Annotated in this window: 26 protein-coding genes and 1 tRNA gene; 13 read left to right on the forward strand and 14 right to left on the reverse strand. The window is 72.1% G+C overall.

Annotated features, from left to right (window positions below):
- Positions 1 to 57: 57 nt before the first annotated feature.
- From IF30_RS0134415 to IF30_RS44180, 3 genes are all read left to right on the forward strand, one after another.
- Positions 58 to 786 (forward strand): DNA polymerase beta superfamily protein, encoded by a 729-nt coding sequence (locus IF30_RS0134415; RefSeq protein ID WP_420791188.1) that lies wholly within the window; start codon positions 58 to 60, stop codon positions 784 to 786.
- 47 nt (positions 787 to 833) lie between these two features.
- Positions 834 to 906 (forward strand) — tRNA-Lys (locus tag IF30_RS0134420).
- Positions 907 to 1399: 493 nt separating this feature from the next.
- Positions 1400 to 3406 carry a carbamoyltransferase C-terminal domain-containing protein gene (locus IF30_RS44180; RefSeq protein ID WP_051711828.1) on the forward strand — a complete coding sequence of 669 codons (2007 nt, stop codon included), beginning with the start codon at positions 1400 to 1402 and terminating at the stop codon, positions 3404 to 3406.
- A gap of 86 nt (positions 3407 to 3492) precedes the next feature.
- Here IF30_RS44180 and IF30_RS0134430 read toward each other — a convergent pair whose 3' ends face one another.
- From IF30_RS0134430 to IF30_RS0134440, 3 genes are read right to left on the reverse strand one after another with little or no spacing between them, the layout of a single operon-like run.
- Complete coding sequence (locus IF30_RS0134430) at positions 3493 to 3678, reverse strand: hypothetical protein (RefSeq protein WP_030245889.1); 186 nt, start codon at positions 3676 to 3678, stop codon at positions 3493 to 3495.
- Positions 3679 to 3701: 23 nt separating this feature from the next.
- Complete coding sequence (locus tag IF30_RS44185) at positions 3702 to 4550, reverse strand: class I SAM-dependent methyltransferase (protein WP_051711829.1); 849 nt, start codon at positions 4548 to 4550, stop codon at positions 3702 to 3704.
- The gene (locus IF30_RS0134440; RefSeq protein WP_037902129.1) at positions 4547 to 5887 is read right to left on the reverse strand and encodes a cytochrome P450; all 1341 of its coding nucleotides are present in this window, start codon (positions 5885 to 5887) and stop codon (positions 4547 to 4549) included. Before IF30_RS0134440 ends, IF30_RS44185 begins: the two co-directional genes overlap by 4 nt.
- A 294-nt stretch (positions 5888 to 6181) precedes the next feature.
- On the opposite strand from IF30_RS0134440, the gene IF30_RS0134445 reads away from it, so the two are divergent.
- The 7 genes from IF30_RS0134445 to IF30_RS0134475 all read left to right on the forward strand — a co-directional run bounded on the left by IF30_RS0134445 (position 6182) and on the right by IF30_RS0134475 (position 12807).
- Positions 6182 to 6550 carry a hypothetical protein gene (locus tag IF30_RS0134445; RefSeq protein WP_234322952.1) on the forward strand — a complete coding sequence of 123 codons (369 nt, stop codon included), beginning with the start codon at positions 6182 to 6184 and terminating at the stop codon, positions 6548 to 6550.
- A gap of 93 nt (positions 6551 to 6643) precedes the next feature.
- The gene (locus IF30_RS0134450) at positions 6644 to 7639 is read left to right on the forward strand and encodes an ABC transporter ATP-binding protein (protein ID WP_037902132.1); all 996 of its coding nucleotides are present in this window, start codon (positions 6644 to 6646) and stop codon (positions 7637 to 7639) included.
- Entirely contained in the window at positions 7636 to 8505 is an 870-nt protein-coding gene (locus IF30_RS0134455; RefSeq protein WP_030245898.1) for an ABC transporter permease, read from the forward strand. Before IF30_RS0134450 ends, IF30_RS0134455 begins: the two co-directional genes overlap by 4 nt.
- Positions 8506 to 8524: 19 nt before the next feature.
- Positions 8525 to 9718, forward strand: a complete 1194-nt coding sequence (locus IF30_RS44190) for a cytochrome P450 (protein ID WP_051711830.1) — start codon at positions 8525 to 8527, stop codon at positions 9716 to 9718.
- Positions 9715 to 11052: a flavin monoamine oxidase family protein gene (locus IF30_RS0134465; protein ID WP_030245900.1), complete on the forward strand. Its 1338-nt coding sequence runs from the start codon at positions 9715 to 9717 to the stop codon at positions 11050 to 11052. The genes IF30_RS44190 and IF30_RS0134465 overlap by 4 nt, the downstream gene beginning before the upstream one ends.
- 5 nt (positions 11053 to 11057) lie before the next feature.
- A complete protein-coding gene (locus tag IF30_RS0134470) occupies positions 11058 to 11999 on the forward strand; it encodes a Rieske 2Fe-2S domain-containing protein (RefSeq protein WP_030245902.1) in 942 nt (313 codons plus the stop codon).
- Positions 11992 to 12807 (forward strand): alpha/beta fold hydrolase, encoded by an 816-nt coding sequence (locus IF30_RS0134475; RefSeq protein ID WP_030245904.1) that lies wholly within the window; start codon positions 11992 to 11994, stop codon positions 12805 to 12807. The genes IF30_RS0134470 and IF30_RS0134475 overlap by 8 nt, the downstream gene beginning before the upstream one ends.
- A gap of 58 nt (positions 12808 to 12865) precedes the next feature.
- On the opposite strand, the gene IF30_RS0134480 is transcribed toward IF30_RS0134475, so the two are convergent.
- The 5 genes from IF30_RS0134480 to IF30_RS0134500 form a co-directional block, all read right to left on the reverse strand.
- On the reverse strand, positions 12866 to 13585 hold the full coding sequence (locus IF30_RS0134480) for a G1 family glutamic endopeptidase (protein WP_030245906.1): 720 nt from the start codon (positions 13583 to 13585) through the stop codon (positions 12866 to 12868).
- A gap of 309 nt (positions 13586 to 13894) precedes the next feature.
- Positions 13895 to 14434 (reverse strand): GNAT family N-acetyltransferase, encoded by a 540-nt coding sequence (locus IF30_RS0134485; RefSeq protein WP_051711832.1) that lies wholly within the window; start codon positions 14432 to 14434, stop codon positions 13895 to 13897.
- The gene (locus IF30_RS0134490; RefSeq protein ID WP_030245910.1) at positions 14431 to 15276 is read right to left on the reverse strand and encodes a protein kinase domain-containing protein; all 846 of its coding nucleotides are present in this window, start codon (positions 15274 to 15276) and stop codon (positions 14431 to 14433) included. The genes IF30_RS0134485 and IF30_RS0134490 overlap by 4 nt, the downstream gene beginning before the upstream one ends.
- The gene (locus IF30_RS0134495; RefSeq protein ID WP_324605679.1) at positions 15240 to 15809 is read right to left on the reverse strand and encodes a DUF6875 domain-containing protein; all 570 of its coding nucleotides are present in this window, start codon (positions 15807 to 15809) and stop codon (positions 15240 to 15242) included. Before IF30_RS0134495 ends, IF30_RS0134490 begins: the two co-directional genes overlap by 37 nt.
- Before the next feature lie 80 nt (positions 15810 to 15889).
- Positions 15890 to 16312 (reverse strand): hypothetical protein, encoded by a 423-nt coding sequence (locus IF30_RS0134500; RefSeq protein WP_234322953.1) that lies wholly within the window; start codon positions 16310 to 16312, stop codon positions 15890 to 15892.
- 144 nt (positions 16313 to 16456) lie between these two features.
- Here IF30_RS0134500 and IF30_RS0134505 point away from each other — a divergent pair, with 144 nt between their 5' ends.
- Together IF30_RS0134505 and cyaB are read left to right on the forward strand one after the other, a co-directional pair.
- Positions 16457 to 17308, forward strand: coding sequence for a helix-turn-helix domain-containing protein (locus tag IF30_RS0134505; protein WP_030245913.1), 852 nt, complete (start codon positions 16457 to 16459; stop codon positions 17306 to 17308).
- Between the two features lie 13 nt (positions 17309 to 17321).
- The gene (gene cyaB / locus IF30_RS0134510; protein WP_030245914.1) at positions 17322 to 17885 is read left to right on the forward strand and encodes a class IV adenylate cyclase; all 564 of its coding nucleotides are present in this window, start codon (positions 17322 to 17324) and stop codon (positions 17883 to 17885) included.
- A 108-nt stretch (positions 17886 to 17993) separates the two neighbouring features.
- On the opposite strand, the gene IF30_RS0134515 is transcribed toward cyaB, so the two are convergent.
- Positions 17994 to 18182: a DUF397 domain-containing protein gene (locus IF30_RS0134515; protein ID WP_324605680.1), complete on the reverse strand. Its 189-nt coding sequence runs from the start codon at positions 18180 to 18182 to the stop codon at positions 17994 to 17996.
- Positions 18183 to 18184: 2 nt separating this feature from the next.
- Complete coding sequence (locus IF30_RS0134520; RefSeq protein ID WP_030245916.1) at positions 18185 to 19057, reverse strand: helix-turn-helix domain-containing protein; 873 nt, start codon at positions 19055 to 19057, stop codon at positions 18185 to 18187.
- A gap of 131 nt (positions 19058 to 19188) precedes the next feature.
- Between IF30_RS0134520 and IF30_RS0134525 the strand changes: the two genes are divergently transcribed.
- The gene (locus IF30_RS0134525; RefSeq protein ID WP_030245919.1) at positions 19189 to 19629 is read left to right on the forward strand and encodes an ATP-binding protein; all 441 of its coding nucleotides are present in this window, start codon (positions 19189 to 19191) and stop codon (positions 19627 to 19629) included.
- Positions 19630 to 19692: 63 nt separating this feature from the next.
- On the opposite strand, the gene IF30_RS0134530 is transcribed toward IF30_RS0134525, so the two are convergent.
- Genes IF30_RS0134530 through IF30_RS0134545 form a run of 4 tightly spaced genes read right to left on the reverse strand, consistent with a single transcriptional unit; the run spans position 19693 to position 25676 of the window.
- Positions 19693 to 20046: a YciI family protein gene (locus tag IF30_RS0134530; RefSeq protein ID WP_030245921.1), complete on the reverse strand. Its 354-nt coding sequence runs from the start codon at positions 20044 to 20046 to the stop codon at positions 19693 to 19695.
- Between the two features lie 5 nt (positions 20047 to 20051).
- Positions 20052 to 20402, reverse strand: a complete 351-nt coding sequence (locus tag IF30_RS0134535; RefSeq protein WP_030245922.1) for a YciI family protein — start codon at positions 20400 to 20402, stop codon at positions 20052 to 20054.
- 22 nt (positions 20403 to 20424) lie between these two features.
- The gene (locus IF30_RS0134540) at positions 20425 to 23391 is read right to left on the reverse strand and encodes an NHLP bacteriocin export ABC transporter permease/ATPase subunit (RefSeq protein ID WP_051711834.1); all 2967 of its coding nucleotides are present in this window, start codon (positions 23389 to 23391) and stop codon (positions 20425 to 20427) included.
- Complete coding sequence (locus IF30_RS0134545; protein WP_030245926.1) at positions 23388 to 25676, reverse strand: NHLP family bacteriocin export ABC transporter peptidase/permease/ATPase subunit; 2289 nt, start codon at positions 25674 to 25676, stop codon at positions 23388 to 23390. The genes IF30_RS0134540 and IF30_RS0134545 overlap by 4 nt, the downstream gene beginning before the upstream one ends.
- Positions 25677 to 25684 lie beyond the last annotated feature (8 nt).

The raw sequence follows: 25684 nt of genomic DNA on the forward strand, positions 1-25684 counted from the left end.
GCCCTATCCTCCGCCCCCGCCCTGTCCGCCACTCCGGCCCCGCCCGTCGGCAGCGTCCTGCTCGCCGGTGTCGTCGGCTCCACCGCGTACGGCTTCGCGCACGCGGACTCCGACCTCGACCGGCTGGGCCTGTTCGCCACGCCCACCGAGGAGTTGCACGGCCTGCACCGCCCCGCCGAGTCGCACGTCACCACCGACCCCGACGTCACCCTGCACGAGGCCGCCAAGTGGTGCCGGCTGGCGCTGGCCTGCAACCCGACCGCCTCCGAACTGGTCTGGCTGCCGGACGACCTGTACGACACCCGGACCCCGCTCGGCGACGAACTCATCGCCCTCCGCACGGCCTTCCTCAGCGCGCCCGCCGTGCGCAGGGCCTACCTCGGCTACGCCGACCAGCAGTTCCGCAAGCTGCTGACCCGCGACACCACCGACCCGGCCGCCCGCCGCCGCGCCGCCAAGCACGCCCGGCACCTGGTCCGGCTGGTCGAGCAGGCCGTCCGACTGCACGAGACCGGCCGCAACGCGGTCCGCCTGCCCGACCCCGAACGCGTCCGCGAGGCAGGGGAACGCATCGCCGACCGCCCCGCCGCCGCCGAGTCCCTGCTCGCCGACGCCGCCGCCCGCCTCGACCGCCCCGGCGTCCTCCCCGCCGCCCCCGACCCCCGCCCCGTCGAGGCGTGGCTCCGCCGCGTCCGCGCCGCCCACTACACCCCGCCTCAAGGACCGCTCCACGCTCCCGGCGCGCCCGCGCAATCCACTGGCGGAGCCCTGGGCCCCACCGGGTAGGATCGCCGTGGCCTTCCCCGCCGAGCACCACCGGGACCAAGGGCCGCGGGGCACTAGCTCAATTGGCAGAGCTGCGGACTTTTAATCCGTAGGTTCAGGGTTCGAGCCCCTGGTGCCCCACTTCCGCAGCACCCCGGCCGCGTTCTCCGGCCGGGGTGCTGCCGTGTTTCCGGGCCGGTGAGGGCCCGGGACGCCGACGGGACGCGGTCGCGCACGCGGCGGTGCCGGGCCGGACGGTTGCCAGGCCCGGCACCTTCCGTCCTGCTTCCGTACGGCGGCTCGGGTCAGCTCTCGGTGCCAAGAACAGGGGTGCGGGGCGCCGGGGCCGGAGCCGCGGCGGTGCGGGCGGCGCCGGCGGTGGCGCGTCGGCTCGACCCCTTTTCCTCGGGCGGCCGGGGCCCGCTGCGCATGCGTACGCGAGGGGCCGGGGGCGTGCGTAAACGGGGATTTCAGTATGTACCGGGCGTCCGCACGCGTGGTCGAATGACCGGGTAGTCGCTGGCGCCGGGGGTGGGCGGCCGGCCCTGGGCGGGGTGCGGGAAATCCCCTCGCGAGCGGGCCGGAACTACCTCGTCCTGACAGAACCTGGCAGACCGAGGAAAAAGAGGTAACCGTGGCCGAGCATTTCCTTTCCGCCTATCTCACGCCGCCGGGGCCGGGTGCGGTCTTCTCGGTGCGGCACGACCAGAACGTCGCGCTCTGGCGCCGTGACGGCGCCGACGTCGAACTGGTCCGGGTCTGGGAACTGGAACGGGTCAGCGGGCAGAAGCACCACTTCTGGCCGCTGTACACCGAGGGCCGGGCCGAGGCCTTCCTGTCGGCACTCCTGGCGGAGGAGGGGCTCACCCTCGACGACGTGACGGCCACCTGGGGCACCCCGGGACTGCCGAAGGCGCAGCCGGTCCCGAAGCCGGCCGGGGCGGAGGAGTTCCCGCTGCACAGCCTGGCGCACCTGTTCAGCGGAGTGCTGCGGGACGTCCCGCTGTTCCGCGACGAGCAGATCGTCGGCCTGGCGATCGACGCGCTGCCCGACTACGCGCAGGAGAGCCGCCCGAACACCTACTGGTACGCCGGCTGCGTGGTGAAGCAGGGCCGGATCACCTTCGAGCCGGTGGAGTCCCCCGGCCCGCTGTACACCGCCGCCGAGACGGTGTTCGGCCTGGAGCCCGGCTCGCTGATGGCGCTGGCCTCGGCCTCGACCACCACGATCGAGTTCGACGCCGAGGCCGCGATCGCCGACGTCACCTTCTTCGGCGGATCGGCGACCCAGCCCTGGAAGGCCGCGCACGACCTGGTCCGCGCGGTGGTCGCCGCCGCCGAGGAGCAGCTGGCCGACGTGGAGACGGACGACTCGCTCAGCCGCGAGGACCACCTGCGCAGCGCGGTGATGAAGGTCGTCCAGCGCTGCTGCGAGGGCGTCGCGATCCGCAACGTGGAGCGGCTGCTGGAGGTCGGCGGCATCCGCGCCGAGGACACCCACCTGTCCACCAGCGGCGGTTACGCGCTCAACTGCCCCACCAACACGCTGTTGATGGACCGGTTCGGCTTCAAGAGCCTGGTCACCCCGCCGTGCGCCAACGACTCCGGCCAGGGCATCGGCCTCGGCCTGCTCGGCCTGTACGGCGCCGGCGCGCTGGAGCGGTCCGGGCTGCGGATCGTCTCGCCGTACTACGGCCGGGACGTCCTGGACGTCGAGGAGGCGCTGGCCGAGTTCGCGCCGTGGATCGCCGCGGTCACGGACTTCGAGGCGGAGCGGTTCGTCGCCGACGTCTCGGACGGCGTGGTCGCCTGGGTGGACGGCCGGGCGGAGCTCGGGCCGCGCGCGCTGGGCCACCGCAGCCTGCTCGGCGACCCGCGCTCGCCGAAGGTCAAGGACCTGCTGAACGCGTACAAGCGGCGCCAATGGTGGCGGCCGGTCGCGCCGATGGTGATGGCCGAGCACGCGGGCGAGTGGTTCGCCTCGGACCGCGAGTCGCCGTACATGCTGGAGGCCGTCCAGGTCCGGCCGGAGGTGAGGGAGTCGGTGCCCGCGATCGTCCACCTGGACGGCTCGGCCCGGCACCAGACCGTCACCGCCGAGTCCAACCCGCGGCTGCACCGGGCGCTGGACGCCTTCCGGGCCGCGACCGGCGTGCCGATCCTGTGCAACACCTCGCTCAACGACAAGGCGGAGGCCGTCGTCGACCAGGCCGCGCAGGCGCTCAACTTCTGCGTGCGCAAGGGCGTCGCGGTGCTGTACCTGTGCGGGCGGCGGGTCGAGCTGCGCCCCGAGCCGGTGCCGGCCGCGGCCGCGCCGACCGAGCCGCGGCAGCGCGCGCTCGAGTACTTCGCCGGGCAGGAGGCCGACCGCGACGCGCTGTGGCAGGGCTGGCTGGACGCCGGGTACACCGTCGAGGGCATGTACCACCTGTCGCGCAGCCACCAGCTGCGCGCCGAGCGGGAGCTGTCCACCCCGGAGCGGGTCAACCTGCTGGCCGCCTACCGGGCGAAGGTGGACCCGTCGTTCTCCGGGCTGGTCGACAACTTCCGCCGTACGCACGGTCCGGGCGGCTCCTTCGTCGACCCGTCCACGCTGACCGGGGCGTTCGGGGTGATCAACCCGCTGCGCCGGTCGCGCTGACGCGGACCGAACGGGTCGGGGGGTAGGGCTTTCGAAGCCCTACCCCCCGACCCGTTGTGTGCTGCCGGACACCACCGCCGGTGCCGTCAGTACCGCGGCTTCCGGGTCAGCGCCAGGCCGCCCAGCAGGAAGGCCACGCCGAGCACGCCGGCGACGACCGCGTCGGTGGTCTGGGCGGGCTTGTGGCTGGCGTCCATCACGGCGGTGATCAGCCCGGCCACGGCGCTGATGTAGCAGAAGATGGTGATGAAGATCTTGACCTTGGGGTGCATGGCGGTTCCTTTCGGTGCTGCGCTCACGGGGTTTCCTGCGGTCCGCGGCCCGCGGGTGCGGTCGCGGCGGCGGTGAGGCCGAGCAGCATCACCCAGGCGTCGGGATCCGACCGGAAGCGATTCCAGCGGTCCGCGGCGAGGGCGAGTTCGGCCAGCGAGAGGACGCCCCGGGCCACCAGCGGCTCCAGGCGCTGCGGGCCGAGCTGCGGGGCGAAGGCGTCGGTGGGGTGGTCGTCGTTGGTGGTGGCGAAGGGGCGCAGCACGACGTCGTCGAAGCCGGCCGCGCGCAGCAGCCGGGGCAGCCGTCGGCCGATCGACCGGTCGCCGCCGTCGGCGCGCTGGGCGGCGGCCATCTTGGCGTGGACGCCCGCGAGTTCGGGGTACGAGGGCTCGGCGGCGCCCCACAGGGCGGAGTCGACCTCGGTGCAGGCGACCCGCCCGCCGGGCTTCAGCACCCGGCGGACCTCCGCCAGTACGGCGGCCGGGTCGGGCACGTGCTGGAGGACGTAGCGGAGCAGCACGAAGTCCACGCTGTCGTCCGGCAGCGGCAGGTCGGCGCCGTCGGCGACCAGCAGGGTGACGCCGGGGCCGGCCGCGTGGGCGAGCAGTTCGCCGTCGATGTCGGCGGCGATCAGAGCGGTGCCGGCGGGCAGCGCGGCGCGCAGCCGCCGCGTCACCGCGCCCGGGCCGGCGCCGAGTTCGAGGACGGTTCCGCCTTCCAGGCCGAGCCCGCGCAGGATGCGCAGTTCCTCGGGGAAGGAGAGCGCGGCCTGCGCCTCCAGCCGGTCGAGTTCGGCGGTCAGACCGCCGCCGGTGGTGCGGGCCGGGTCGTACGAGCCGCCTACGGGGCGGCCGGGCGCGGAGGTGGTCATCGGGGCCTCGCGATCATCGTCATGCCGTGCTTGGGGCGGAGGGTGACCAGGGCCTCCGGTTCGACCGGGAAGCCCTCGACGAGTTCCAGCCGGACCGACTGCAGCAGCGTGGCGAGCACCAGGACCGCCTCCAGCATCGCGAAGTGCTGCCCGACGCAGATCCGGTCGCCGCCGCCGAACGGCAGGTAGAGGTGGCTGGGGAGGGCGGCGCCGTCGAAGCGGTCCGGGCGGTACGCGTCCGGTGCGTCCCAGTAGTCGGGGTGGCGGTGCAGCACCCACTGGCTGACGCACACCAGGGTGCCCGGCTCGACGTCGTACCCGCCGATGCGGTCGGGGCCCGCGGCGCGGCGGGAGATCAGCCAGACCGGCGGGTAGAGCCGCATGGCCTCCTGGATCGCGCGGCGGCAGGCCGGGAGGTCCTGGAGGTCGGCGGCGGTGGGCGGCCGGCCGCCGAGGACGCGGTCGACCTCCTCGCGGACCTTGGCGAGCTCGTCGGGGTGGCGGTCGAGCAGGTAGAGCGTCCAGGTCAGGGACTTGGCGGTGGTCTCGTGGCCGGCCATCACGATGGTCAGCACCTGGTCGCGCAGGTCCTCGTCGGAGACCAGGTGGTCGGCGGACATCATGGTGTCCAGCAGGTTCCCGCCCGCTCCGCCGCCGCTGCCGCCCGCGCGGCGGGAGGCGATCAGGGTGCGGGTGACGGTGTTGAGGAACGTCCGGGCCCGGCCGAAGTCGGCGTACCGGCGGGCGGTGTCGGCCGGGTCCGGGTCGGGATCGGGTACGTAGTGGCCGATGCAGCGGTTGACGGCGTCCACCGCGCGGCCGAAGCCCTCGCCGATGCCGTCGATGTCGGCGCCGAGGATGGCGTGGGTGAGGATGCCCAGGGTGAGCGCGGTGAACTGCTCGTCCACCTCCAGCGGGGCGCCGGACTCCACGGCCGGGGCCCAGCGCTCCAGCATGCCGGCGGTGGCGTCGGTGACGATGCGGTCGAAGGTGCGCACCGCGCTGGGCCGGAAGGCGGGGGCGGTCAGGTGCCGTTGGCGGGCCCAGTCGGCGCCGTTGCTGGTGAGCAGCCCGTTGCCGAGCAGCGGGCGCAGCATGGCGTCGTCCGGGGTGCCCTCCTTGGTGTAGTTGGCGCCGTTGTCCTTGAGCACCTGCCTGGCGTACTCGGGCCGGTTGAGCAGGTAGACGGTGTCGCCGTCCGCGCGGTGGCGGGTGATGTCGCCGTAGCGGCGGGCCAGGCCGGTGATGAAGTCGAGCGGCGACTCCCTCATCAGCGCCATGTCGACGTCGCCGGCAGGGCCTGGCGGGACGGTGTGCGTGGGCACGGTGCGGACCACCCCCGTTTTCCTCTCGATGCTTACCCGGGACACCGGAATGCGTACGCGGCCCCGGAATGCGTACCAGCAATTCCCCGGTACGTATTCGGATGCGTATTCCGATGCGTATTCTGATACGTATTCGCGGGTGTGTGACGGCTGAAATGTACCGCACCCGCCGCACGTGCTCAATACTTAGTCCGGGCACCGGAAATGAGGTCTTGGCGGCCGATTGCGGCCGTGTCATTCTTCATTTGCGGGCGGCGCCGGGAAGCGCCGCCGGCACCATCCGGAAACCGAGAAAAGGAAAGTCACATGGCTTTGGACCAGAGGAAGCGGGCCGAGTTCGTCAACGGCTACACCCGTGCCCTGATCAGCGCCTGGTCGAGCGAGGAGTACGCGGCCCGCCTGCGGACCGACGCCCGTGCCGCGCTCGCCGAGGCGGGCCTGGAGCTGCCCGCCGACGCGGAGGTCGTGGTCGTCACGACCGCCGCCGAGGGCGAGCAGGAGGGCAACCTGGAGGTGCAGGTCGAGCTGTACGAGATCGGCCTGGCGACCGGCCGTTACGAGTTCCACATCCCGGAGACCCCGCAGATCGACACCGCCGAGCTGAGCGAGGGCGACCTGTCGGACATCGCGGCCGGCGGCAACTCCTGCTGCTGCCCGTGCTGCTGCTGCACCTGATCCAGCCGGGAAACCCGCCCGCCGGGCAGATCGCCCGGCCGGTCGGCCCGAGGACCGGGTCGGCCTGAACACCCCACAGAGGAGCGATCCACAGTGGCGACTGCCGTCGGGGACCACCCCGTCTCAGTCCGCGGCCTGCGCAAGAGCTACGGCGACTGGCACGCGGTCCAGGGTCTGGATCTGGACATCCACCAGGGTGAGGTCTTCGCCCTGCTCGGGCCGAACGGCGCGGGCAAGACGACGACCGTCGAAATCCTGGAGGGCGTCCGCCAGCGAACCGGCGGTGACGTGCGGGTCCTCGGCTGCGACCCAGCCGAGGACCGGCGCGAGTGGCGCGCCAGGATCGGGGTGGTCCCGCAGACCACCGGCGCCTACTCGGACCTGACCGTGCGCGAGGTGGTCGAGCACTTCGCGGCGTTCTACCCGAACCCGCTGCCGGTCGGCCAGGTCATCGACATGGTCGGACTGGGCAAGCACGAGAAGAAGCAGAGCACGGACCTCTCCGGAGGCCAGGCCCGCCGGCTCGACGTCGCGGTGGGCATCGTCGGCGACCCGGACCTGATCTTCCTCGACGAACCCACCACCGGGTTGGACCCGGTGGCTCGCCGGGAGGCCTGGGACCTGGTCCGCTACTTCTCCGAGCGCGGTCGAACCACCGTGCTCACCACGCACTACCTGGACGAGGCCGAGGCGCTGGCCCAGCGCGCCGCGGTGATCGTCGCCGGCCGAGTGGTCCAGTGCGGGCCGCTGGCCGAGTTCGGCGGCCGCTCGCAGACTCCGACCACGGTCTCCTTCCGGATTCCGCCGGAACTGGCCGGCCGCGCACTGCCGTCGCTGCCACCCGGGGCCGAACCGGCCCCGGTGGGCGCGGACGGCCTGCTCAGGATCGCCACCCACGCCCCGACCGCGCTGCTCGCGGCGCTGGTCCCGTGGGCGCACCAGGCGGGCGTCGGCGAACTGCCCGAACTGCGGGTGCACCGGCCCACCCTGGAGGACGTCTACCTGGACCTGATCCGGGAGCACGCCGACGGCACCGACCGCGGTGCCGACACCAGCCAGAGCATCACCCACGAGGCGGGCAAGCGATGACCCTCACACAACCCACCGCGACCGCCCCGGCCGCCGGGACCACCGCGACACCCCGGCGCGCCGCCCGCCTCCCCGGCATCGCGCGGGCCGGCGCGGCCCGCGCCAAGGTGGAGCTGCGCGCGTTCTTCCGCAACAAGCAGTCGCTGGTCTTCACCCTGATGTTCCCGGTGATCCTGCTGGTCGTCTTCGGCTCGATCTTCTCCGGCAAGGTGGCCGGCACCGACACCGACCTCAAGCAGGTCTTCATGGCCGGCATCATCGCGGCCGGCGTGATGAGCACCTCCTTCTCCGGCCTGGCGATCAACATCGCGATCGAGCGCGACACCGGTACCGTCCGCCGGCTCGCGATGACCCCGATGCCCAAGTCCGCGTACTTCATCGGCAAGCTGGTGCGGGTCATCGTCACCACCGCACTGGAGGCGGTGCTGCTGATCGGCATCGCACTGGCGCTGTTCGGGCTGCCGCTGCCCGGCACTCCGGAGCGCTGGTTCACCCTCGGCTGGGACCTCGCCCTCGGCACCGTCGCCTGTGCGATGGCCGGCGCCGCCTACTCGGCGCTGATCCCCAACAGCCGGTCGGCCGCGGCGATCGTCACCCCCGTCTTCATGGTGCTGCAGTTCATCTCCGGCGTGTTCTTCCCGTTCGGCCAACTGCCCGCCTGGATGCAGACGGTGGCCGCGTTCTTCCCGGTCAAGTGGATGGCCCAAGGCTTCCGCTCGGTCTTCCTGCCGGACTCCTTCACCGTCGTCGAACCCGCCGGGAACTGGGAACTGGGGCACATCGCGATGGTCCTCACCGCCTGGTCGCTGGCCGGACTGCTGCTGACCGCCTTCTCCTTCCGCTGGCGCGGACCCCGGGTCCGCTGAGACCTGGGGAGCTGGACCCATGACGACGACACCGGTACGTCTGCCCGAGCACCTGATCCACCCGTTCGCCCCGGCCGGGCGGGCGAACCCGCACCCGGCGTACCGGTGGCTCAGGGCCAACGACCCCGTCCATTACGACGCCGCGTCCCGGCTCTGGCTCGTCACCGCGCACGCCGACTGCGCGACCGTCCTGCGCGACCCGCGCTTCTCCGCCGCCCAGGGCCAGCGCGAGCGCGCCCGCGACGACGCCCTGCCGCCGTCCATGCTCACCACCGACCCGCCCGACCACCACCGGCTCCGCGCCCCCGGCGCCCTGCTCCTCGGACCGGCCGCCGTCCGCCCGCTCGGCGTCCACCTCGCCGCCGACGTCGACGCGCTGCTCGACCGGCTGCCCACGGACCGGCCGGTCGACGCCGTCGCCGACCTCGGACGGCCGCTCGCCACCGCCGTCTACGCCCGCCTCTTCGGGCTGCCCGCCGAACAACTGCAGCGCTTCGAGGCACTCGCCCGGGCCGCCTCCGTCAACCTCGACCCGATGGTGCCACCGGCCCGCGCCGCCCTCGGCCGCAGCGCAGCCGGCGCGCTCACCCACTACCTCGACGGGCACACCACCCGGGCCCTTCTCGAGGGCCTCCGGGTGCCGCTGACCGCGCTGGCCGCCGACGACCGGCTCAGCCGCGCCGAGATGCTCGGCGTCCTCAACCTGGCCGTCATCGGCGGCTGGCAGCCCCTCGCCGAATCCATCGGCAACGCCCTGCACCTGCTGCTGCCCGACCGCCCGGCCGTCGCCCGGCTCGCGCAGGCCGACGAGGACGCCGCCCGGCTCGCGGTCGACGAACTGCTGCGCCTGGAGGCGCCCATCCCGTTCACCGCCCGGGTCACCACCGAGCGGGTCGAGTTGCGCGGTGGCGAACTGCCGCCCGGCGCCCGGGTCCTCGCCGTCCTCACCGCCGCCAACCGCGACCCGGACGTCTTCACCGACCCGGACGCGCTGCGCCTCGACCGCAACCCCAACCCGCACCTCGGCTTCGGCGGCGGCCCCCACTTCTGCCTCGCCGCCCCGCTCGTCCGGCAGACCGCCGCGCTGCTGCTGCCCCGCCTGGTCGGCCGGTTCCCGGCGCTGCGCGGGCCGGCCGGCGCCCCGGACTGGGACCAGTGCCTGGTGCCGCGCCGCCTCCGGGCCCTCCCCATCGACCTCGGCGGTGAACTGTGACCGGGTACGACGCCATCGTGGTGGGCGCCGGCGCGTCCGGGCTGAACTGCTCCCGACTGCTGCGCCGGGAGGGCCTCTCCGTCGTGGTGTACGAAGCCCGGGAGCGGGTCGGCGGGCGGATCCACACCTTCCACCCCGCCGACGGCGGCCCGCCGCTGGAACTCGGCGCCCAGGTGGTCCACGGGGACCGCAACCCGGTGCACCAGCTCGTCGGGCCCGGCCGCACCAGCCCCGTACCGCGCCGGGTCACCGCCCGGATCGTCGAGGACGGCGCCGACCGGTCGATGGGCGCGCTCGGCTCGGGCCGCCGCGCCCCCTGGCAGCTGGAAGCCATGCTGCGGCGCGCGCCCGGCATCACCGGCCTGTCCGTCGGCACCTGGCTGCGGGCCCAGGGCAGCACCGGCCCTGAGGCCGCGGCCGCCCGCGAGTGGTTCCGCCAGAACTGGGCCGCCGACCCCGACGAGCTGAGCGCCGCCGCCGTCGCCTCCGCGCACCGCGGCGACGCCGGGGGCGGGGGTGGCGGCGGGGACGTGGGCGAAAGCGTCGGCGAGGGCTTCGGTGTCGGCGTCGGCGAGGGCGTCGGTGTCGGCGAGCGCGTCGGGGAAGGCGTCGGGGAAGGCGAATTCGCCGTCGAAGGCGGCTTCGCCCGGCTGCCGGAGCGGTTGGCCGCGGGCCTGGACGTCCGGCTCGGCGAGCCCGTCCGGGAGCTGGCGCACGAGCCCGGGCGGGTCACCGTACGGACCGACACCGGGACGGCCACCGCCCGCGCCGCCGTGCTCACCGTCCCGCCCGCCGTGCTCACGGCCGGCGCGATCACCGGCCTGCCCGCGCAGAAGCGCGCCGCCGCCACCCGGCTCCCCGCCGGCGACGGCTGCTGCGCCGTGGTGACGCTGGACCGCCCCGCACCCGACACGGTGATCGTCTTCGACGTCGACGGCCGCGCCGGCTTCGTCCGCTGCACCACCGGCCGCCCGGAGGCGCTGGTGGTCGCCAAGGCAGGAGCCGCCGCCCACCTGCGCGCGGCCGTCGCGGACCGCACGGCCCTGGCCGCCCTGCTGGCCACCGCGCTGCCCTGGACTTCAGGCGCCGCCGTCCTCGGCCTCGCCGTCGCCGACTGGGGCCAGGACCCGTACGCCGGCGGCGCGTTCACCGCACCCCGGGCCGGACTGGAGGGCGCCGCCCGCGAGTGGGCGGAGCCGGTGGACGGCACCCTCTTCTTCGCCGGCGAGGCGACCCTGACGGGCTTCCGGCTGCCCTGGGTGCAGGGCGCCCTGGCCAGCGGGCAGCGGGCCGCCGAACAAGTCCTCAAGGCCCTGGCAACTCGACGAACGTGAGCCCCATGACTGTGCACCACGGCTGGTACCTGCTGGCCTTCCGCTCCGAACTGACCGACGAGATAACCCCGTTGGCAATCGGGCCGCGCCGCCTGATCGCCCTCCGCGAGGACGAGCGGATCCGCGTCCTGGACGCCTCCTGCCCGCACCGCGGCGCCCACCTCGGCTACGGCGGGCGGCGCGAGGGCGACTGCGTCGTCTGCCCGTTCCACGGCAAGCGGATCGGCCTCGGCGACCCGTCCAAGCACTGGTCGGTCGCCGAGCACCGGGTGCTCACCTGGGGCGACGCGCTGTTCGTCCGGCTCTCCGACGACCCGGACGGCGACCGCGGCTTCGAACCGGCGGTGAAGGGCTGGACCGACGAGTACCCGCTGGTGGCGGCCGTCAGCCTGCCCGTGGCCGTGCCGTCCGAGTACGTGGTCGAGAACGCCTTCGACCCCGACCACTTCAAGGCCGTCCACGGCGTGCCCGGAAACCAGGGGATGGCCACCCGCCGCGGCGAGCACGGCGAACTGGTGATCGAAGGCCAGTTCCTGATGCAGACCTCGCCCTGGCAGGACGCCCGCACACTGGAGGGGATCCGCTGGGAGGCCGTCCGCACCGGCCGCGTCCGCTGGGACTACAAGCCGCGCTTCCATGCCCAGGCGTTCAGCCCCAACGTGGTCGTCACCGAGTTCGGCCCGCTGGAGGAACGGCAGGTGATCGTCACCGGCTCGGTGCCCACCGAGGACGGCGGCTGCGTCGCCCGCGTCGCCATCGGCGTGCGCGAGAACCAGCGCGCCGCCCTGCCCGCCCTGCTCGGGGGCAGCGAGAAGGCGCTCGCCGAGGACAAGGTCGTCTGGGAGCACCTCGACCACGCGATGACCCCGCGCTACGACGCCCGCGACGAGCCGGTGCTCGCCTTCCGGGCCTTCTGCGCCGACTTCCCCGGAGGCACCGGTGCCTGACAGCCCGTACCCGCCCCTCCTTTCCGACCTGCCCTCGCAGCCGTACCTGCACCTGCACCGCCAGGGCGAGGGCCCGGCCGTGCTGTGGATCCACGGCTACACCATGGACTCCACCACCTGGCAGCCGCTGTGGGACCGCCTCCCCGGCTGGACCCACATCGGCATCGACCTGCCCGGCCACGGCGGCTCGGCCCCGCTCCCCCCGGGGCTGCCGCTCACCGCCCTGGCCGGGCAGCTGGCCGAAGTGGCGAAGGAGACCGGCGCCCGGCGGCTGGTCGGGCTCTCCTTCGGCTCCATGTCGGCCATCCAACTCGCCCTCCAGGAGCCGTCGTCGATCGACCGGCTGGTGCTCGCCGCCCCCACCCTGGCCGGCACCCCCAACGAGGCCTCGGCGCGGGTCCGGTACCAGCAGCTCGCCATGCTCTACCGCATGACCGGCCCCGGCGAACCACTGGCCGACCTCTGGATGCAGTCCCCGCCGGACATCTTCACCGGCACCCGGCGCCATCCCGCCCTGCGCGCCGCCCTGCGCGAGGTCATCACCCGCCACAGCTGGGCCGAGCTGGGCAACCGCGCCATGGACGCCCTCACCGCCCACCGACACACGGCCGCCGACCTGCGCCGCATCACCGCCCGCACCCTGGTGCTGCTCGGCGACGAGGACATGCCCGCCTTCGTCCGCAACGCCTCGCTGCTCCGCGACACCGTGCCGCACTGCTCGCTGGAGACCCTGACGGAGACCGGCCACCTCCCCCTCCTCGAACGCCCGGAGGAGTGCGCCCCCCTGATCGCCGCCCATCTGACCTGAGGCCGTACGCCCGGCGGCCCGCTCCCTGCGCGCAGGGAGCGGGCCGCTTCGGCGCGGTCTACCGGTGGAGGTAGGTGTCGGTGAAGCCGGTGCCGCTGGAGTTCAGGGCGCTGGTGCGGGCCTCGTAGGTGCCGTTCGCGCTGGGGTCGAGGGCGACGGGGCTGTAGGAGCCGAGGGACTTGCCGTTGACGGTGGCCGAAGTAAAGCTCAGGGTGCCGAAGTTGGGGTACGAGCCGGTCGGCGACTCGATGATGACCTCGGCGCTGGTCCGCTGCGCGGACAGGTTCTTGGTGGTGGTGTACGTCCAGCCGCGGGTGGAGTCGGTCAGCTTGAGGGTGTACCTGTTGCTGCCGGCGTAGGTCACCGAGGCGCTGATGGAGTCGCCGGCCGACACCGGGTACGAGCCGGTGCTCAGGTACACCGGCGCCGACGGGTACATCTCGTACCAGGCCTGGTTCACCGGGCTGCCGCTGGAGCAGTCCGTCGCCACCCCGGTCTGCTCCACGGTGGAGGAGCCGTACCCGTCGATGCCGACCCACGGCGCGTACAGGTCGTTGGTGGAGTTGCACGTCGCGCGCGGCTCGGTCCAGGTCGCCGACACCGAGGTGAAGCCGCTGCCGGTGGCGGCGTAACCACCCCAGTTGTAGCCGTTGGTGTTGTACTGGAGGGGGCGGAACGACAGGCCCTGCGCGGCCGCCGCGGTGCTCGGTGCGGCCGGTACGGCGAGGGTGGTGGCGGCGGCCGCGAGGGTGGCGACGCGTATCAGGAATCGGCGCATGCTGGCTCCTTCGTGGGGGGCAGGCAGGAGACTCCCACTCCGGTCCCGGGCCGTGGGGGTGGCCGAGGCGGGTGGCAGTTCAGGGTTGCCGACCTGTCATGAGCCCAGCAAGGGGCCCGACGCGAAGGTTGAGGAAGGAATTGCCAGGCCGAGTACAGCACTTGGCGTTGCACGGCGGTATCTCATCTTCCGGATGCCCGCACGCGCACGGCCCGCTCCCTGCGTGCAGGGAGCGGGCCGTCTAGCCGATCTGGTCAGCCGAAGGGCAGGACTTGGGTGCTGCCCCCGGTCAGGACCGCTGCTCGCTGATCACGTGGCCTGAACGCCCCACGAGATCGGTCTGCCTTCCTGCGCGCAGGAAGGCAGACCGGGGAGTAGCAGCCGGCCGTTCTGGAGCGGCCAGATGGTGTAGATGGTGAATCCCGTGTGCTCGCCGGTCGGAACAAACCCCGCCTTGATCAGGACGCGGGCGGAGGCCGGGTTGTCAGGGTGGTGCTTGGCGCGGATCTCAGGTAGACCAAGGCGGCCGAAGCCCAAGGCGAGAATCCGGCGGACTGCTTCGGTGGCATGCCCCTTCCCCCAAGCATCCGCACGCAGGATGTAGCTGAGTGCAGCGACAGGACGGTCCAGGTGGAGCTTGGTGATCCCGAGCAGGTCGCCGTCAAGGTCGAGGCCCAGAGTGAAGACCGGGCGTGGGCATTGGATGGTCGAGGCCGCCGCGTCGTGTGCGACGCGGCGGGCTTCGGCAGCGCCCATCGGCCCCCGTCCGAGGAACCTGGTCGATTCTCGGCTGTAGATCCGCTGGAGGGCTGCGGTGTCGGCCATTGTGAGCTCTCGCAGTTCGATCACGTGTCGACCGTTTGAACAAGGTCGGCCAGCTCGGCGGCGGTCGGCCGGTCGTCGGGCTCGGACAGCAGGGCGTTCCGCAGGTGGTTCTGAACGGTGGGCCAGGGCGTCCTGGCGGAAAGGGGGACGGTTCTGGCGGCGATGGCCTTGCGGAGCTCCGCCACCGGTGTGTCCCGGCCGAGCTTGGCGGCCGCGTACTCCAGTGGCCATCGTCCGGTGATGCAGGTCCACAGGGTGCCGGCGAGGGCGTAGACGTCGGAGGCCGGTGTCGGGCGGACGGGCTGGGGGCCGGTGGTGATCCGGGCGGCCAGCTCGGGGGCAGTGAGGTGGATCATCGTGCCGTCGAAGGTCGTCCACGGCGTGGTGCCGACTTGTCGGGACCAGGCGAAGTCCAAGAGGCGGACCGTTCCGTCCTCGCCGTGAATGCCGTGCTGGGGCTGGAGGTCGCCGTGCACCCATCCTTTGGCGTGGAGGTCCGCCACGGCACGGCTCAATCCGACCGCGGCGGCCATGGCCTCGTCCCGTCCTCCTTCGCCTTTGCGCAGGGGACGGAAGACCTGCCACGTCGATGGTCCGACCAGCCACGGGGTGACGAACCAGACGCCGGCATCGAATCGGCCGGCGGTCACGGCGTATCCGGGGAGTTGATCCAGCACGGAGGCTTCGCGCGCGGTGACCTCGGCGGCCTCCCCGGTGCCGAGCTTGATGCTTGCGATGCCCCGTGGCCCGGTGGCCTTCCAGACTGCCGAGCCCCGCCGGTTGCTGATCTCCTCCAGCTCCAGCGGCCCGCAGATTTCCTGCGCGGCCTTCAGCGCTTCGACGGCCTCGCGAGTGAACTCGCCCATTCTCTCACTGCCTTCCACTCGCAAGGGATGTGCTCGAACACGTCGCGGCCGTCGTCCACGTATCCGGCCACTGCCGCCGCGAGGTCGGGTGTGCCTGTCAGGAACTTCGGGTCGAGGGGGCGGACAGCCGTACGCACCGGGAGGAACGAGAAGGGGGCCAGCGGGATGCTGTGCCCGGCCCGGCCGACCTCAGCGGCTCCCTTCGCGAACTTGCCGAACATCACGCCGACCGGCCCGTAGAGGTTCTTCAAGGCCCAGTGAGGCCAGTCCAGTAGCTCGCGGTGGCCGGCGTCGGCGCACTGCCCGACCAGCACCAGGTTCTCGCACGCAAGCGCACCGTACGGCCGGGCCATCACGGGGCGAATCCACTCGGCGGCCTGCACGCCCGCGTAGAACAGCTCCGCTTCGATGGCGTACCGGTGCGTGCCGGGCGTGATCTCGTACACGGTCCATCCGGTCATACCGCGAGCCGTGGACGGCTGGAGGAACGGGCAGTGCGGTTGCAAGGTGACCAGGTAGCCGCTCACGTTCACGCTGGTCGGGCTATCTGTCCGGGCCTCGATGAGGCGGAGCGCCCCGGCGGTCTGCCGGGACGCTCCTCCAGATGTGGTGATCACCGGTTGGTCGCCGTGGCGGTCAGATCATCGCCGTCGCCGGGCGCGGGCGAGCAGTTCCACTCGGCCCAGACCTCTCCCGTCTCCCGGTATCGAGCCAGGGATTCGGTGTCGACCGAACCGGCGGCGTCGGTGAACCAGGTCTCCGGGAGGGGGCCGTACACCTCCTCGTACGCGCTCACCCAGGAGATGAAGCCGGCCCCCGCGCTCTCGACGTGCACCAACTTGCGGTTGGCGTACTGGACGGCGAACGTCCCATGCGCGGCCGGGTCGGTGGCGAGCTGGTGCCAAGCCGTGTCGATGGCGGCGGAGAACATCTCCGGCGCCGCCTCGCCCGCGTCGAGGCGGCGCGCGGTGATCGTGAAGAACTTGCCCAGTTCGTCCAGCTCGGTGCAGGACTTGATGGTGGTGGTGGTGCTCACGTGCCGCTCCAATCGGTTGACTCTGCTCGTTCCGGACTGGACGAGCGGTCATGCGCTCCAAAGAATCGTCAGACTTGCCGTCAGCTTCGATATCCGGCCGGTAATCTCACGGTGAGATGGATTCTCTGAGGCGGAGGACCGGGCTTGGGAACCGCGTTGGAACCAATCAGGCTTCCGGACCTCGCATGGCAGAACGAGGAAGTGCGGGAAGCGCTCCGCCGACGGGACGTTTCCGCGCTCTTTCTGTATGTGCAGCACCACAGTGGCGCCAGCCAGGCCAGACTCGCCGTTCAGGTCGGGATGACCCAGAGCAGGGTCAACGAGATCATCAATGGCCATCGCCAAGTCACGAAGCTGGACGTCTTCGAACGCGTCGCCGCTGGCCTCAACATGCCGGACAGTGCCCGCAGGCTTCTCGGGCTCGCTCCGCGCTGCTCGGATCGACGCGAGCCCGGCTCGGCGTTCGACCTTGCCGCGTTCCCTGAGATCGTCCGCGTCTACAGCGATCAGGCATCAGCCGCCGCCGAGATCCAGCGTGCCGCACGGTCCGCCGCCGACCTGGATGTCCTGGCCGTACGCGGGCTCGGGCTGCTTGCCCTTCGCGACTCGCTACTCCGGCGGCACCTCGACCGAGCCGATGACCCGGCACCACGGCTACGCGTTCTCATCCTCGACCCGGATTCAGCGGCAGCCGAACATCGAGCGGCTGAAATCGGTGAGTCATGTGAGTCGCTCGCCGGGGGTATCCGCCTCGCTGAGGCCCGCCTCCGAGAACTCGCCGAGATCGGACACGTCGAGGTCTACCGGTACGACGTCGTTCCGGTCTGGCGCATCATCAGGCTTGATCGGACGCTCTACGTCGGGGTTTTCGACACGGACTGGGAAGGGCATGAGTCGGCGACGTATAAGGTTCTTCCCACTCCCAGCGGGCCCTTGTACCGGGGCTGGCGAAGGCAGTTCGAGGTGTTGCTGGACGGCGCTCGGCGCGTGATCTGACGGAGGGAACAGGATGGCGATCGAAGCGGAGCTGAAGGCGATTGTTCGTGACCCGGAAGGTGTCCTCAAGCAGTTGGAGGACCGGCATGGTACGGGCCGTGCCGAGGTCTACCGCGACACGTACTACGACGCACCGGACGGCAGTCTGATGGATGGCGACCGCGAGCTTCGGATTCGTACTGTCCACAGCCCTGACGACACCCGCACGCTGCTCACTTACAAGGGTGCCCGGGTCGACGAGGCATCCGGATCGAAGCCGGAGGCGGAAACTCGCGTCGAGGACGCGGACGCCGCACACGACATCATCCGGGGTCTCGGCTTCACCACGCGTATCCAGTTCGAGAAGCGGTGCCGCAACTACACCGTCGAGCGCGACGGACGGCGGCTCCTCGCCACCCTGGTCCGTGTCCCGGAGCTGGATGCCACGTTCATCGAGGTCGAGACCGTGGCCGCCGCACAGAACGACCTTGCACCGGCGCTGGCCGCTGTCAAAGCCACACTGACCGACCTCGGGATCGGCGACGACGACCTGACAACCGAGCTGTACACCGACGCGGTTGCGGCAGCGCGTCCCTGAACCAAGCTTCGAGCGGATCTCCCCAGCTCGGCAGCACCGCGCAGCGAAGGGCGAGGGAAACCAACGGCCCGCCGCCGGGAAGGCGGTGGGCCGTTGGGGAGGTCCGGGTCAGGCCTCGGTGGTGGTGGCGGCGAAGGTCACGAACGCCGCCCAGGCGGCCGGGTCGAAGGCCAGCTGGGGGCCGGTCTTGTCCTTGGAGTCGCGGACGTGGACGGTGCCGGGGGTCTCGGCGACCTCGATGCACTCGGCGCCCTCGTTGCTGCTGTAGCTGCTCTTGAACCATGCCAGCTCGGCCATGCTCATCGCTCTCCCAGGATCATTTCGATCAAGGCCAGGGACTCCCTCATGTTGAGCGCCTGCCCCCTGAGGGTGCCGTATCGTGCCGCCATCGTACGGACTTCCTCGGGGTCCGTGATCAGGCGGTTGACGTGCTGCACCTCAACGTACGCGATCTGTGGCCGTCCAGGAGGGGTGAGGAGCGTGAAGGGCCCGCCCATGCCGGCGTTCTCGGGCGCGTCGAGCGGCATGACCTGCAGCTCCAAACCGCGGATCTCCGCGACCTTGAGTAGCCGTTCGAGCTGCTCCCGGTGGACGTCCCAGCCGCCGATCGGGCGGCGAAGGACGCTCTCGTCGATCACCCAGCTCATCGTCGGCAACGGCCACCGGGTCAGGATCTCCTGCCGATCGAGTCGGGCCGCGACCCACTTGTCGATCTGCTCTACGGAGAGCCACGGCCTGCGCATCTCGTAGAGCGCCCGGGCGTGGGACTCGGTCTGAAGCAGCCCCGGGACGAGCAGGGTGGCGTAGCCGTGGATCTCGATGGCCTTGGCTTCTTCCGCCGTGAAAGCCCGGTTGAACGCCGGGTGCCGCGTGGCCACCCGGATCTTCGCCTTCATCACGTCGTCCGCGACCGCCCTCAGCACGCCGCCCGCGTTGAGGAGGTCGTCGGCCATCGTCAGGAACTCGATCCGCGGCGTCCGCACGCCCCGTTCCATCGCGCCGATCTGGTCCTCGCTGTAGCCGGTCAGCCTGGCGAGGTCCTTCTGCGTGAGCCCCGCCCGCTCCCTGAAGAGCTTGATCAGCTTCCCCACCGCGCTGTAGAACTCCGCGACCCCGTCGGAGTTCTCCGCCGTCTCGCCGTCGCCGGAGACCGTGCGTTCGACGCCACCCACGGCAATCACCCGTCCTTTCGATCGAATGATCCGGGCCGCCCGACAGGCGCACCCTGCGCCTCCGCACAGGCACGTTGAGTGCGCGTCGAATGCGTGGTCAGGGTACGTCCGCGCCGTCACGCTTTTCTCCCATGACCACCGAAATCCCCTTCGGCCACACCACCGTCCTCGCCGCCACCCCCAAGGGCGCCGCGATCTGTCGACGCATCGCGAGACGTCAACTCACCGTCTGGGGGCTGAACTCCACGCACACCGAGCCGTTCCACGCCGCTCTCCTCATCGTCGCGGAGCTGGCCGCTAACGCGACTACGCACGGTCGTCTTCCGGGGCGCGGCTTCGAGCTGCACCTCTCGCTCACCACCACCGCGCGCCGGGGCACCACCCTGCGCATCGAGATCAGCGACCCCAGGGGCGACAGGCTCCCGCTCCTCCCCACGGCCCTCACGCCCAACTCCCAGTCCGGGCGCGGCCTCACCCTCATCGACGCCCTCTGTGACCGCTGGGGCACGAACCCCCGGCACCCCAACTCGAAGACGGTCTGGGCCGAGCTGGACCTCACCAGTGCGGGATAGCGGGAGGAGTGGGAAGTCGGCCGAGCCGACTTCCCACTCCTCCGCAGCGGAGACGCCGCCGGCTCAGGTCACCCGGACCGGGCGGACCTCGACGAGGTCGCCCGGGGCCGAGGGCATGCGGCGGGCCCAGGTGACGGCTTCCGCCTCGTCGGCCACGTCGATGACCCAGATCCCGCCGAGGTGTTCGTGGCCGGAGCGGTACGGCCCGTCGGAGACCGGTGCCCCGGTGGCGCCCCCCGGCACCACCAGGCGGGCGCTGCAGCTGCGTTGCAGCCCGCCGCCGTACCGGACGGCGACCCCGGCCTCGTGCATCTCGCGGCCGAATCTCGCGTGGGCGGCGTCGAGGGCGGCCTCCTCCGCCTCGCTCAGTCCGTTCCAGACCCGCTCGTCGCCGTGAATGAGCAGGGTGTATTCCATGAGCCTCAGTTCTCCGTTCCCACCGGCCGGTTGTTCCGCGGCGGTCCGTCGCAGCGACGGACCTCCACCCGGCCCGATTCGCTGAGCGGGAGTTTCGCCGCCCAGCCGAGCGCCTCCTGTTCGGAGGGCACGTCGATCACCCAGAGGCCGCCGACCTCCAGGACGCCGTCTCCGGCCCGGGCCTCGCCTTCGGCGGCGGCCGGCCGGGCCAGCCGCGCGCCGTAGGTGATGCGCACGCCGGCTTCGGCGAGCTCCCGGCCGAAGGCGCGGTTGGCGGTGAACCGCGCCTCGCGCTCCTGGGGTGTCATCCGGTCCCAGTCCGTCTCCTGGCCGTAGACCAGCAGGGCGTACTCCATGTCCCCTCCCCGGAACAGAGAACTACATCTGGCGGCTGGCGAGCCGGGCGAACAGCCCGTCCCGGTCGGCGAGGAGTTCCTCGTACCGGCCCTGCTGGACGACCCGCCCCTGGTCCATCACGATGATCCGGTCGGCCTCGGCGACCGTCGACAGCCGGTGGGCGATGACGACCCGGGTGGCGTTGAGCCGCCGGGTGGATTCGGTGACCAGGCGTTGGGTCGGGTTGTCCAGCGCACTCGTCGCCTCGTCGAAGAAGACGATGCGGGGTCGGGAGACGAGCGCGCGGGCGATCATCAAGCGTTGCCGTTGGCCGCCGCTGAGGGTGCTGGTGCCTTCGGAGAGCACGGTGTTCATGCCCATGGGCAGGGCGGCGATGTCCTTGTCGATGCCGGCCATCTCGGCGGCCGCCCAGGCGTCGTCGAGGGTGTGGTTGGTGGAGCCGACGATGTTGGCCTTGATGTCGCCGGCGAGCAGGGCGCCGTGCTGGAGGACGACGCCGCACTGGCGGCGCACCGCGGAGACCTCCAGTTCGCCGAGGTCCTGGCCGTCGTACAGGACGGTGCCGGCCTCGGGCCGCTCGAAGCCGAGCAGGAGCCGTAGCACGGTGGACTTGCCGCTGCCGGAGGGCCCGACGACGGCGACGAACTCGCCGGGTTCGATGGTCAGGGTGACGTCCTGGAGGGCGGGCGGGCCGTCCTGGCCGTAGCGGAAGGTGACGTGGCTGAGGCCGAGGCGTCCGGAGAGGTCGCCGGGGTCGGCCTTGGTGTCGTCGACTTCGGGCTTCTCCTCGAGGATCGGCCGCAGTCGTTCCAGCATCGGTACGACGCCCATCGCGGTGACCGCCGCCGAGGTGAACTGCAGGCTGGAGGCGATCAGCAGGTTGAAGGCGGTGAAGAAGGAGAGGAAGACCGGGATCGGCACGCTGCCGTCGAGCGGGCCGGCGATCATCCCGAAGACGATGACCGAACAGACCAGCGGGAAGCCGGCGTTGAACGTCGTGACGGCGTTCTGCACCCGGCGCGAGGAGGCGGCGAGTCCGCGCCCCTTGCCGAACTCGGCGGCCCACACCCCGAACACCCGGTCCTCGGCTGCGGTGACCCGCAATTTGGGGATGGCGGTGAGGAGTTGGAAGACGCGGGCGGACATGGTCTGCTCGTGGGCGTACAGCCGGCGCTGCCAGCGGACCTCGAACCGTCCGGCGGCGAGGGCGAAGCCGCCGCCGATCAGGACCAGGGCGGTGGCGAGGGCGGCCAGCCGCAGGTCGTAGAAGAAGACCAGCACCAGGTTGGCGAGCCCGGTGAGCAGCCCGAGGGTGGCGGTGGTCATCATCCCGGAGAGGGTTTCCTGGGCGGCGCTGACGCCCAGGACGGTGGTGCCGAGTTCGCCGGTGGAGTAGTCGGCGAAGAACGGTGCGGGCAGGGACAGCAGCCTCGTCCAGACGCCGACCTGCATCGCGGCGGTGGAGCGGCTCTCGATCCGCAGGACGGCGATGTTCTGGACGATGGACAGCGCGGCGACCGCCATCGCGGAGCCGATCACCACCAGGGCGCCCTCGGTGATCAGGTTGCGCTGGGCGTGCGCGACGAAGGTGCCCAGCACCTGGCCGGTCATGACGGGGACGAGCAGGCCGATCAGGGCGACCAGCGTGGCCATGCCGGTGAACATCCACAGGTCGCGCCGGTTGTTGCGCAGGCCGAACCTCAGCAGGCCGGCGACGCTCCGTACGGTCGCGGGCAGCGGCCGGTACAGCACGGTGGCCTTGTTCTGGAGTTCGGCGGCGAGCGTCGGGGTCAGCGGGGTGACCTTGCCGCCTTCGGCGAGGACGTAGCCTCCGCCGGAGCCGTCGCCGAGGGGGAGCAGGGCGACGGGGGCGCCGGCCTTGCGGTAGCCGACCATCGCGCCGAGGTCGTTGCGCCACCACCGGCCGTCCAGGCGGACGGAGCGGGTGCGTACGCCGGAGGCCAGTGCGATGGCCTGCAGCCGGTCGAGTCGGCGGTCGTGCCCGTTGCCGGTGACGGGGGCGGTGATGGTGTAGCCCTCGTGTCCGGCGACGAGGCGGGCGGCGGCGAGGGTGGGTTCGTCGCCGGTGGCGTCGCCGATCCGCAGTCGGGAGGCGGTGTCGCGCAGGACGGTCTCGAAGCCGCGGGCGGAGTCGGCGAGGGTGGCGGCGTCGCGTTCCCGGCGGGCGGTGATGAGTTCGGTCTCGCTGTCGCGGCGGGTTTCGATCCGGCGGTCGACGGTGTCGAGCAGCCGTCCGCAGTGGGTGGCGAGGCGTTCCCAGAGTCCGCCTTCGTCGAGCAGTCGGCGCGGTGGGACGGCGCGGACGGTGGCGGGGCCGGTGGCGACCAGCCAGTCCTTCTCGGTGAGGCAGAGTTCGGTGCCCGCGGCGAGTTCGCCGGCCGCGCCGCCGGGGGCTTCGACGGTGCCGTCCTCGATGCGCACCCACTGCAGGCCGTCGACGGAGCGCAGGGCCTGGCCGCGTTTGAGGGTGGTCGGCCCGGTGGGGTCGAGCGGGGTGAACTCGCGGGGCGGCAGGGTGTCGCGCAGGGCGCCGGCCAGTGCGGTGAGGCCGTGGGCGAGTCCGGTCAGGAACCGGTCGGCGGCCTGCTGTTGTTCGTTCTCGGGCAGGGCGCGGACGGCGGCGCCGGCGGCGGTGCCGCAGTCCCGGCCGCGGGCGGAGAGGCCTTCGACCCAGGCGGTGGGGAGGTGGGAGAGTTCGGCGCCGAGGACCGGTCGGGCGACGATGCCGCGCCGTGGTCCGGCGGCCGCGCCGGGCACCAGGGTGCCGGCCCCGATCCGGCAGAGGAAGTGCCAACGGCCTTGTGGTGCGCCGGAGTCGAGCTGTACGGCGAACAGGTCGACGGCGCCCGAGCGGACCAGGAGCATCCGCCCGGGGTCGTCCAGGACGAGGTAGCGGTCGGCCGACGGCTCGACCGGTTCGGCCGCGTCGGTGAAGAACGGTGGGAAGACTTCCGGTGCGAGTGTCACAGCTCGTCCTCCTCCTCGCGGCGCGCGGACTCGATGAGCGCGGTGTAGTGGCCGCCCAGCGCCAGCAGCTCGTCGTGGGTGCCGCGTTCGACGATCTCGCCCTCGTGCAGCACGATGATCTCGTCGGCGTCGCGGACGGTGGAGAGCCGGTGGGCGATGATCAGGCAGGCGCAGCCGCGGCGGCGCAGGTTGTCCATGATCACCCGCTCGGTCTCCGGGTCGAGGGCGCTGGTGGCTTCGTCCAGCACCAGCAGGGTCGGTTCGGTGGCCAGTGCGCGGGCCAGTTCGAGGCGTTGGCGCTGGCCGCCGCTGAAGTTGCGGCCGCCCTCCAGGACGGGGCTGTGGATGCCGCCGGGCCTGGTCATGACGGTGTCGAAGACGGCGGCGTCGTGCAGCGCGGCGGTGACGGCCTCGTCGGGGACGTCGTCGTTCCACAGCGTGAGGTTGTCCCGGACGGTGCCTTCGAACAGGGAGATGTCCTGGTCGACGTAGGCCAGTGAGGAGGCCAGGACGGTCCGGGAGAGTTCCTCGCGCGGCCGCCCGTCGAGCAGGATCCGGCCCGACCACGGGGTGTAGAGGCCGGTGAGCAGCCGGCCGAGGGTGGACTTGCCGCTGCCGGAGCCGCCGACCACGGCGATCCGGCGGCCGGGCACCACGGTCAGGCTGAGGTCCTTGATGATGGGATCGGAGAGCGGGCTGTAGCCGAAGCGGACGTTCTCGAACTCCAGGCTGCCGTCCAGTTTGGGCCCGGCCGGCGGCTCCGGCCGGGCGAACGCGGCCGCCACCGGGTAGCGCTCGACGTCGTACAGCCGCTTGATGTCGGCGGTGACGTCCTGCAGTCGGCCGCCCAGGTTGGTGAGCTGGGTGACGGGGCGGCTGAGCGCGGCGAGCAGGGTCTGGAAGGAGACCAGGATGCCGACGCTCATCGCGCCGTCGACCACGCGCTGTCCGCCGACGAGCAGGATCAGGCCGCTGTTGAGTGCGGCGAGCATCGGCGGCACCACGGTGAGCACGGCGCTGGGGATGCCCAGTTTCTGCTTGGCGGTGACGACCTTGGCGAGGAATCCGGCCCAGCGGCTGAACGCGTCCGGTTCGGCGCCGGTGGCCTTGACCGTCTCGATCAGCGAGAGCGTGGTGAAGGTGGTCGCGGTGAGGTTGCCGCGGTCGGTGCGCAGCGCGGCGACGGCGTCGGTGCGGGAGCGGGCGACGGCCTGCAGCACGACGATGTTGAGCAGCGCCATGCCGACGCCGACGACGCCGAGCAGGATGTCGTAGCGGATCAGGACGGCCGCGTAGAACAGCACCAGGCCGAGGTTGATGACGGTCAGCGCGAGGTCGCGGGAGAGGATCTCGGCGACGACGTCGTTGCCGGACACCCGCTTGGCGACTTCGGCCGGGCGGCGCTGGAGGAAGAAGTCGACGGGCAGTCGCAGCAGGTGCCGGAAGAACCGGGCGGAGCTGACGAGGCCCATCCGGATCTCGATCCGCAGCAGGTAGTGCCGTTGGACGGAGGTCAGCACGAAGACGACGGCGGCGGTGGCGGTCATGGCGGCCAGCAGCGGGAGGAGGTAGCCGCTCCCGCTGCCGGCCAGGACCCGGTCGATGAACACCCGGGTGTACGCGGGGATCGCGATGCCGGGGAGCACCAGCAGCAGGCTGGCCAGCAGGACCAGCGGCATCGCGCGTCCGGTGGGCAGCCGGCGTTCCAGCAGGGCGCGGGTGACGCCGCCCCGGTCGCCGCCGGGTTCGAAGCCGGGGCCCTTCTCGAAGGCGAGCACGATGCCGGTGAAGCCGGAGTCGAACTCGTCCCACTCCATCAGGCGCGGGCCGCTGGCCGGGTCGTTGACCGCGACGACGGTGCGCCCGTACCGGGTGCGGACGCCTTCGACCACCATGAAGTGCTGGAAGGCCCAGAAGATGATCACCGGGCCGTCGAGGTCGCGGAGCTTCTCGGCCTCGGTCTGGTAGCCGCGGGCCGTCAGCCCGTACGTGCGGGCGGCGTTGAGCAGGGTGGAGGCGCGGGCGCCGTCGCGGGAGACGCCGCAGACGCCGCGCAGGTCCTCCAGCGGCACCCAGCGGCCGTGGTGGGCGAGGATCATGGCGAGGCTGGCGGCGCCGCACTCCACCGACTCCATCTGCAGGACGGTCGGTACGGCGTGGCGCCAGCGCCGCGGCGCGGTCGCCCGGGTGGGGCGGCCGGCGCGCTTCTTCTTCCGCCGGCGGGTCTTTCCGGGCTCGGGGTCCGCGGTGGTGGTCCGGGCGGCCTCCGGGATCGTGGCTGTCATCGGAGCCC

The sequence above is a fragment of the Streptomyces sp. NRRL S-350 genome, assembly GCF_000719705.1.
In the GTDB taxonomy this organism is placed as follows: Bacteria; Actinomycetota; Actinomycetes; order Streptomycetales; family Streptomycetaceae; genus Kitasatospora.

Excerpts from the sequence above, each read along its gene's own strand:
- IF30_RS0134430 (WP_030245889.1), bottom strand. The coding sequence starts at position 3,678 with ATGCACCCCAAGGTCAAGATCTTCATCACCATCTTCTGCTACATCAGC.
- IF30_RS44185 (WP_051711829.1), bottom strand. The coding sequence starts at position 4,550 with ATGACCACCTCCGCGCCCGGCCGCCCCGTAGGCGGCTCGTACGACCCG.
- IF30_RS0134445 (WP_234322952.1), top strand. The coding sequence starts at position 6,182 with ATGGCTTTGGACCAGAGGAAGCGGGCCGAGTTCGTCAACGGCTACACC.
- IF30_RS0134455 (WP_030245898.1), top strand. The coding sequence starts at position 7,636 with ATGACCCTCACACAACCCACCGCGACCGCCCCGGCCGCCGGGACCACC.
- IF30_RS44190 (WP_051711830.1), top strand. The coding sequence starts at position 8,525 with ATGACGACGACACCGGTACGTCTGCCCGAGCACCTGATCCACCCGTTC.
- IF30_RS0134470 (WP_030245902.1), top strand. The coding sequence starts at position 11,058 with ATGACTGTGCACCACGGCTGGTACCTGCTGGCCTTCCGCTCCGAACTG.
- IF30_RS0134480 (WP_030245906.1), bottom strand. The coding sequence starts at position 13,585 with ATGCGCCGATTCCTGATACGCGTCGCCACCCTCGCGGCCGCCGCCACC.
- IF30_RS0134490 (WP_030245910.1), bottom strand. The coding sequence starts at position 15,276 with ATGGGCGAGTTCACTCGCGAGGCCGTCGAAGCGCTGAAGGCCGCGCAG.
- cyaB (WP_030245914.1), top strand. The coding sequence starts at position 17,322 with ATGGCGATCGAAGCGGAGCTGAAGGCGATTGTTCGTGACCCGGAAGGT.
- IF30_RS0134515 (WP_324605680.1), bottom strand. The coding sequence starts at position 18,182 with ATGGCCGAGCTGGCATGGTTCAAGAGCAGCTACAGCAGCAACGAGGGC.
- IF30_RS0134525 (WP_030245919.1), top strand. The coding sequence starts at position 19,189 with ATGACCACCGAAATCCCCTTCGGCCACACCACCGTCCTCGCCGCCACC.
- IF30_RS0134530 (WP_030245921.1), bottom strand. The coding sequence starts at position 20,046 with ATGGAATACACCCTGCTCATTCACGGCGACGAGCGGGTCTGGAACGGA.
- IF30_RS0134535 (WP_030245922.1), bottom strand. The coding sequence starts at position 20,402 with ATGGAGTACGCCCTGCTGGTCTACGGCCAGGAGACGGACTGGGACCGG.
- IF30_RS0134545 (WP_030245926.1), bottom strand. The coding sequence starts at position 25,676 with ATGACAGCCACGATCCCGGAGGCCGCCCGGACCACCACCGCGGACCCC.